The sequence below is a fragment of the Fervidobacterium gondwanense DSM 13020 genome, assembly GCF_900143265.1.
Taxonomy (GTDB): Bacteria; Thermotogota; Thermotogae; order Thermotogales; family Fervidobacteriaceae; genus Fervidobacterium; species Fervidobacterium gondwanense.
Genome location: NZ_FRDJ01000012.1, coordinates 39,385 through 45,719, shown reverse-complemented (window position 1 = coordinate 45,719; position 6,335 = coordinate 39,385). Strand labels below are relative to the sequence as shown.

The window sequence follows — 6,335 nt, the reverse complement described above, 5'->3', positions numbered from 1 at the left end:
TGGTTCCATGCCTAAGATTACGTTGTTTAACCCTTCCTTTTGCTTAATAATTCTTATTTTTTCCTCTAACATTTTAATACCATCTATGGTATTATTAATCTTGAAAGGGCTAATCAAATCAATTCCACGATAATCAGTCATCCTAACCCAATGATTTCTTTTAGCAACATCAATACCGACAATTAGAGTGTCTTGAGAAATTCTTGAAACTTTTGGATTAACATACTTTTGTTCCATGGTATCGCCTCCTGATTTTAGTGTGATGGGGTAATTATATATTATCAGGAGGCGATACTTTTTTCAAAATCTATTTTTCCTTACAGGAATGCTCGTTTAAGCACTCTGTTTATAATGGACTTATTTTGATTACCATTATAATTAACTACAACAAATGCTGTAATTAAACTAAATTTGGAAAGAAAAGAAGAATAGAAATTCTAAAATAGTATCCATAATTATACTTATCCAAAAGGATAAGACATATTACATTCTATTTTTCATTTTCCCTAAATGAATAAATTTTGAGCTCGCAAAGAAGTTATGGTATAATGAAGTTACTATACACATATCAAGAGTACTCTCGGGGCAGGGTGAAATTCCCGACCGGCGGTAAAGCCCGCGAGCCTCTTAGAATGTTTTAAGAGGTTGATCCGGTGAAATTCCGGAGCCGACGGTGAAAGTCCGGATGGGAGAGAGTGCTCTAATAGGCACAAGAAACTTATGTGTTTCTTTAACCTATTAGAACGTAATTTAAATAACCCCGAGAGTCATCTCGGGGTTTTATTTTTTACTAAAACCTTCGGAAGGTGGTGAGCAAGTTGGGACAGTATGGTGAATTTACAAAAGCAGACTATTATTACATAAAAAGAGCCTTATCTCTTGCCAGGAAAGGTGTTGGATATGTTAACCCGAATCCACCTGTTGGGGCTGTGATTGTAAAGGGTGGCGAAATCATAGGTTCAGGATACCACAGAGCATACGGGCAATACCACGCAGAAAGAATTGCAATAATGGATGCAAAGAGCAATGGCGCAGACCTTCGAGGTGCAACGATGTACGTGACATTGGAGCCGTGCGATCACTATGGTAAAACACCACCATGTACCGATGCAATAATCGAGGCCGGTATTTCAAAGGTCATAATAGCAACGCGTGATCCTAATCCTGTAAGTGGTGATGGTATAACAAAACTTAGGAACGCTGGGATTGATGTACAAATTGGACTCATGGAAGAAGAAGCTAAGGATATCATGAGATTCTTCATTAAATCTGTGACAAAGAAGATACCATATGTAACACTTAAGTACGCTGCAACGTTAGATGGAAAGATAGCAGACTTGGAAGGTAACTCGAAATGGATCACGAATAACATGAAGAATATCGTTCACAAACTAAGGCATGAACACATGGCTATACTTGTTGGTGCGAATACTATTTTGAAAGATAATCCTTACTTAAACACAAGAGTATCCGGAAATACAAAATACCTGAATCCAATAAAGGTAGTCTTAGACCGTGAAGGTAGGATTTTAAAATTGAAGAATCTTCATGACCTGAACATATTCAAAACAGTTGATAACCATGGTTTTGGTAAAGTAATATTGTTTACATCAAGCAAAGACAAATTCTGTTTGAAAGTATCTGAAGATAAACTTCAAATTATACATTCCGAAGAAATCACACCCGAATTTGTTCTCGAAACTCTGCACAATCTTAAGATTAACTCACTACTTGTTGAAGGAGGCTCAGAGATTTTCTCGCAATTCTTAGACTTTGCAGACGAGATATACGCCTTCTATGCTTTGAAAGTACTTGGGAAAGGTTTATATGTATTTTCATGTATTAGCAACTCATTGGAAGATTCAGGTAAACAATTCAAAGATTTTGAAATATCAAAGCTTAATGTCTCTCAAGACAAGAAAGAGTTCATGGTGGTGATTAAAAGATGTTCACTGGAATTGTAGAGAGAGTTGAGCAGGGAGAATTCTTAGGAGATGTTATAAGATTAAGAAAATGTTGGGATGATGTTATCTTGGGCGAAAGCATTTCGGTAAATGGTGTTTGCTTGACAGTAAGTAAGATAGATTCTCAATATCTATACTTTGATGTTGGAAAAGAAACTCAAATATTGACAAATCTTCGCAAATCAAGATACTACAACCTTGAAAGAGCGATAAGAGTCGGTGATAGGTTGTCGGGCCACTATGTAACTGGGCACGTTGACGGAATGGTTAGATTCGTCTTAAAGAATAGAGTTTCTAACACGATTTATATGTATTTTTCTTTACCTAAGGAGTACTGGGGAATTGTGAATAAGGGGGCGATAACGTTGAACGGGATAAGTTTGACAATTGCATCTGTTTCCATTGACACGTTCAGTATCCAAGTTATACCCCACACATATGAAAATACTAATCTCAAATATCTGAAATCAGGCGAAGAAGTCAATTATGAAATCGATATCTTGGCGAAATACACTTGGAGGTGTTTAGAGTGGAAGAAAGAACTCTACAAAGACAATTTAGAACTTTAGAAGAATTGCTCTCAAAAGTTAGGGACCAATTCTTACAAGGCAAGCCAGTAATTTTGATAGACAGTGAAAGAGAGATCGAAGGAGATTTTATCTTTCCTGCTGAGATATGCACCACTGAAGTTATGAATTTCATAACTACCGTCGGTAAAGGATTGCTTTGTGTCGTTGGACCAGAAGAAGCATTACTCAAGAGAGGATTCTTTAGATTACCGTCGAATTTCGGTGGTAATTACTTCATACCTATCGATTATATTGATTCATCAAGTAGGTATAAAACTGGTATTCCAGCTTGTGAAAGAGCTCTAAGTTGTAGAATGTTCTCAGATGAAAAATTAGATCTTTCAGAATTCAAGTATCCAGGTCATGTGACGGTTATAGGAGCAAAGGAGTTTCCGATTAGAAAAGGACATAGTGAAGCATCTGTAGAGCTTGTGAGACTTTCAGGGTTTAAGCCATATTCAGTCATAATCGAGATTTTAGACTTAGACGGTGAATCACATAATATAGATTATCTGTATACACTATCCGAAAAATACGGGTTGCTCGTGCTAGATATCCAGGATGTATGGGAAATGTATGTGAAAAATACGCAGTTAATTAATCCACTTGCACGAGCAAAGCTACCTACAAAATATGGAATCTTCGAAATTATTTCTTTCAACAACACACTTGATCACAAAGAACACTTTGCTATTATCAAAGACTGGCGTGATAGAACCCCGCTTGTCAGAATCCATTCAGAGTGTGTAACAGGTGATTGTTTAAGCTCTTTAAGATGTGACTGCGGTTCGCAATTGGAAAAGGCTTTAAAAGCTATTGCTGATAATGGCGGAGTACTAATATACTTACGCCAAGAAGGACGAGGAATTGGCATTTCGAGAAAGATAGAAGCTTACCGACTTCAAGATACCGGACTTGATACATACGATGCGAATGTTGAAATCGGTAGGAAACCAGATGAACGTGAATACAGCGCAGCGTATCAGATATTAAAGAGTCTCCATATCGATAGATTAAAGCTTCTGACCAACAATCCTCGTAAGAAGCAAGAATTAGAAAGATATGGAATTATTGTCGAAGATGTGATCAATCTATATGGAGAGGTAAACGAGTTCAATATCAAATATCTCTTAACTAAGAAAGTTAGATTTAAGCACGATATAAAACTGTGATATTCATTCGAAAGGGGTGTTACTATGACACTAAAAACATTTGAAGGTCACTACGATGGTAAAGGTCTCAAATTTGGAATAGTGGTTTCGAGATTCAATTCGACGGTAACAGAAAGATTATTGGAAGGTGCACTTGACTGCCTTTTGCGTCACGGTGTAGACGAGAACGACATTGAAGTGGTAAGAGTTCCTGGAAGTCTGGAAGTTATATACACTCTAAACTTGCTTACAAAGAGTGATAAATATGATGCAATCATTGTTCTTGCGGCTGTTATTCAGGGCGACACATATCACTTCAATATCGTTGCAAACGAAATAGGAAAAGCAGTAGCTCAGTTCAATATGAATTCTAACATGCCCATAACCTTTGGAGTCATCACAACAGAAACTGTTGAGCAAGCACTTAATAGAGCTGGTATAAAAAGTGGCAATAAAGGGTTTGAAGCTGCGATGGCAGCTCTTGAAATGGCTAATTTGAGACGCAAGATATGTGTTTGAAATCCCCTCCCCTCTCGGAGGGGATTTAGCAAGAAAATCATTATTACTATTGTTTCTGTCAATATTAGTCATTTTAATTTTCCAAATTTACTCATTGATCATGACATAGCATTTTCATAATCTTATGAATAACATCCTTTGGGTTTCTTCCAAAAATTCTTATCATCGCTTCCTTTCCATACCAACCTTCATCGTAAATTATGTCAGGAACTTTCCCTAATGCTTCGATAGCACTTTTTATCATATGCTGCATCGATTTTCCGTCTTCATTTCTCACTTCTTCAGGTTCGCTATTTCTGTCATATTTGAAGACATTGAGACCAGCTCTGAGAGCATTTTCGATATATTTCGGTTCGTACCTTATATTGCTCGCACATCTAATGTGCGGAGCAAATTCCTTAATTGTCAAAACCATCCTTGCAGTATGAGACTTATCCTTGAATGAAGGTCCTGAAACAAATGTTGGTTTCCCTTCTTTTAAACGTATTCTGCCAGGAAACTTAGCAACTTCGTATTCACTTTTAGACCATGGGAGAGCATAAGAAATATTCTGCCCAACTTCAGGTACGGTCTTACTTCCTATTTCTTCGACTTCTTTTACAACAGCTTCGAGTTCTTCCAAAATTTCGTACTTCATCCATTCCCTCGAGAGTTTTTCGCTTTGGACTTGTTTTGGATATCCTGATTGTGCACTCCGGCTAAGTATCTTATTCATAACTTTCATTGATTCATTGATAGCCGTTTCAACCGGATATTTAAGATACAAAAAACCTGCGAATAGACTGCTAAAAGCACAGCCTGTGCCATGAAATTGAGAATTACCATCAACAATTACTTTTTCCTCCTCAAAATATCTACCAGAATAAAAGAGTTTAATTTTCTCACAATCATCTTCTGAGTGTCCGAATGTTATTATGTATTTTTCATTTCCACCTTCGAACGACAAATTAAGCTTTTGAGCTTCAATGTTGTTTAGTATTATATAGTCAGCGTATTTTAAATGCTCCTTGACAACTTCTTCTGACTCAAAGAAATAACCAGAGCTTGAACTAAGAATGATGTTCCATACTATCTTTGAATTGGGAAACTTCTCTCTTATAAGTCTGACAAACTCCGGAGAGATAAGCCCAATTTTTACAACTTCCGGTTCAGGCAGAACAGAAAGCTCTCTATCAATCTCTTCCCATTTTCTGAATGTGACAGAATACACCCTTTCTGAATTTTGCACTGTGTGACAACTGACAACTCCGAATGCTGTAATCCCAAGTAATGAGAGTGATTTAATATCTTGTAAAATACCAGCCCCAGCAGAAGGGTCAAAGCCGGATATGACTAAGAACATCATAATCCCTCCCAGTATTCGAAAAGTTTCTCGAGTCCAGATTTGCAATCATTTGAAGCCTCTATTGTGAAATCACAGTCTAAGTACCTTATTCTGTCGAGAAGTCTTAGAAATTCTTTTGAATCCCCCCACGGTGCATGGTGGCATTTTTGGTATGTTTCAATATCAGCATAGTATATATGAACTTCTGAAATATACTCTTCGAGAGTGTCTATAAACTTAACAACATCAAATTCGTACTGTTCACTATCTAAGAGCAAGTGCCCTATATCTAAGCAAAGTGTAGCGTTTGACTCTTTAAGCAACCATGAAAAATCTTCTGCTGAGTGGAAGCTATCGTTGAAGTATACGTTCTCAATCCGAATGTCTATAATCTCTCTCAGCTCGGTTAAGTGTTTAGTGGAACTATCTACAACCTTTTTCTCGGCTCTCCAGTCTTCTTTTTGCATTGCGTTTGGATAATGGATGACAATGTATTGCGCTCCCATGTTTTTCGCAAGATGAGCACATTCGATATTCTTCTTGAATGTATCATCTCTTAGTTCATCATTTAGAGAAGTTGGATTTGGGTGAATTTCTTTGTACCGGAATATAAATGGTGCATGTATACCAAATGTTGAGTTACGTTCATTCAAGAATCTTTGGATGATTTCTATATCCTCACTTTTGAAAAATGTGAGCTCGTAGTGCTTCGCATATGGCAACGTGTAAATCAATTCTTTATTCGCCCTGATCAAGCTTGTAGATATACATTTTCTTTTCATTTTCTTCTTCAATAAGCCCACTACCT

At 37.0% G+C, this 6,335-nt stretch carries 6 protein-coding genes, 1 pseudogene and 1 riboswitch; of the genes and pseudogenes, 4 read left to right on the top strand and 3 right to left on the bottom strand.

Going from position 1 to position 6,335, the window contains the following annotated elements; genetic code table 11:
• Positions 1 to 237 (bottom strand): annotated as a pseudogene (locus BUA11_RS08905) (IS110 family transposase); the annotation flags it as partial.
• A 335-nt stretch (positions 238 to 572) separates the two neighbouring features.
• A riboswitch (FMN riboswitch) is annotated at positions 573 to 701 on the top strand.
• Positions 702 to 818: 117 nt separating this feature from the next.
• Here BUA11_RS08905 and ribD point away from each other — a divergent pair.
• Genes ribD through ribH form a run of 4 tightly spaced genes read left to right on the top strand, consistent with a single transcriptional unit; the run spans position 819 to position 4,203 of the window.
• Positions 819 to 1,964, top strand: coding sequence for a bifunctional diaminohydroxyphosphoribosylaminopyrimidine deaminase/5-amino-6-(5-phosphoribosylamino)uracil reductase RibD (ribD, locus tag BUA11_RS08900; RefSeq protein ID WP_072760688.1), 1,146 nt, complete (start codon positions 819 to 821; stop codon positions 1,962 to 1,964).
• Positions 1,946 to 2,533, top strand: coding sequence for a riboflavin synthase (locus BUA11_RS08895; protein ID WP_072760686.1), 588 nt, complete (start codon positions 1,946 to 1,948; stop codon positions 2,531 to 2,533). Before ribD ends, BUA11_RS08895 begins: the two co-directional genes overlap by 19 nt.
• Complete coding sequence (locus BUA11_RS08890; protein WP_245789658.1) at positions 2,494 to 3,705, top strand: bifunctional 3,4-dihydroxy-2-butanone-4-phosphate synthase/GTP cyclohydrolase II; 1,212 nt, start codon at positions 2,494 to 2,496, stop codon at positions 3,703 to 3,705. Before BUA11_RS08895 ends, BUA11_RS08890 begins: the two co-directional genes overlap by 40 nt.
• 24 nt (positions 3,706 to 3,729) lie before the next feature.
• Positions 3,730 to 4,203, top strand: coding sequence for a 6,7-dimethyl-8-ribityllumazine synthase (ribH, locus tag BUA11_RS08885; RefSeq protein WP_072760684.1), 474 nt, complete (start codon positions 3,730 to 3,732; stop codon positions 4,201 to 4,203).
• 91 nt (positions 4,204 to 4,294) lie between these two features.
• On the opposite strand, the gene BUA11_RS08880 is transcribed toward ribH, so the two are convergent.
• Together BUA11_RS08880 and BUA11_RS08875 are read right to left on the bottom strand one after the other, a co-directional pair.
• Positions 4,295 to 5,545, bottom strand: a complete 1,251-nt coding sequence (locus BUA11_RS08880) for a thiamine-phosphate synthase family protein (protein WP_072760671.1) — start codon at positions 5,543 to 5,545, stop codon at positions 4,295 to 4,297.
• Entirely contained in the window at positions 5,545 to 6,321 is a 777-nt protein-coding gene (locus BUA11_RS08875; RefSeq protein ID WP_342742947.1) for a sugar phosphate isomerase/epimerase family protein, read from the bottom strand. Before BUA11_RS08875 ends, BUA11_RS08880 begins: the two co-directional genes overlap by 1 nt.
• Positions 6,322 to 6,335: the final 14 nt, after the last annotated feature.

What these genes read in the sequence shown, in the direction of transcription:
- BUA11_RS08895 (WP_072760686.1), top strand. Translation starts at nt 1,946, where the DNA reads ATGTTCACTGGAATTGTAGAGAGAGTTGAGCAGGGAGAATTCTTAGGA.
- BUA11_RS08880 (WP_072760671.1), bottom strand. Translation starts at nt 5,545, where the DNA reads ATGTTCTTAGTCATATCCGGCTTTGACCCTTCTGCTGGGGCTGGTATT.
- ribH (WP_072760684.1), top strand. Translation starts at nt 3,730, where the DNA reads ATGACACTAAAAACATTTGAAGGTCACTACGATGGTAAAGGTCTCAAA.